This window comes from Salinimicrobium oceani, from assembly GCF_012037645.1.
Genome location: NZ_JAAVJR010000322.1, coordinates 1 through 547 on the forward strand (window position 1 = coordinate 1; position 547 = coordinate 547).

The window sequence follows — 547 nt, forward strand, 5'->3', positions numbered from 1 at the left end:
AGGCCGCAAGAATAGACAATGCAGGAGAGTACACTGGGATAGGTGCCACCGTAGGCATAACGGCCGATAAAATTGTCATTTTAGAACCCTATAAGGATTATCCTGCAGATAAAGCCGGTTTAAAGGCAGGGGATGAGATCATCAAGATCGGGAATATCAACGTTGCAGACTTTAAAGAAGATGCAGGAGAGCTGCTAAAAGGTGCTCCAAATTCTAATGTAGAGCTCACTTTCAAACGTCGCGGAGAAATTAAAACAACTACCTTAACCCGTGGTGCAGTGGAGATCAAAGCGGTTCCTTACTACAAGCTCCTTGAAGATAACAGTGCCTATATCGTACTTTCTCAATTCAACAGGAATGCTTCAGCTGAAACAGTAAAAGCCTTAAAAGAACTTAAAGATCAGGGAGCCGATAAAATTATCCTGGATTTACGCGGAAATCCCGGCGGATTACTTTCCGAAGCTATTAACGTGGCCAATATTTTTGTTCCTGAAGGGCAATTGATCACCAGCACAAAATCGGCAGTCGAGAAATATAATCAGACGTT

Annotated in this window: 1 protein-coding gene; it reads left to right on the plus strand. The window is 42.8% G+C overall.

Going from position 1 to position 547, the window contains the following annotated elements; translation table 11 throughout:
* The coding region (locus HC175_RS16965) for a S41 family peptidase (RefSeq protein ID WP_168139523.1) at window positions 1–547 on the plus strand (547 nt) is incomplete at both ends.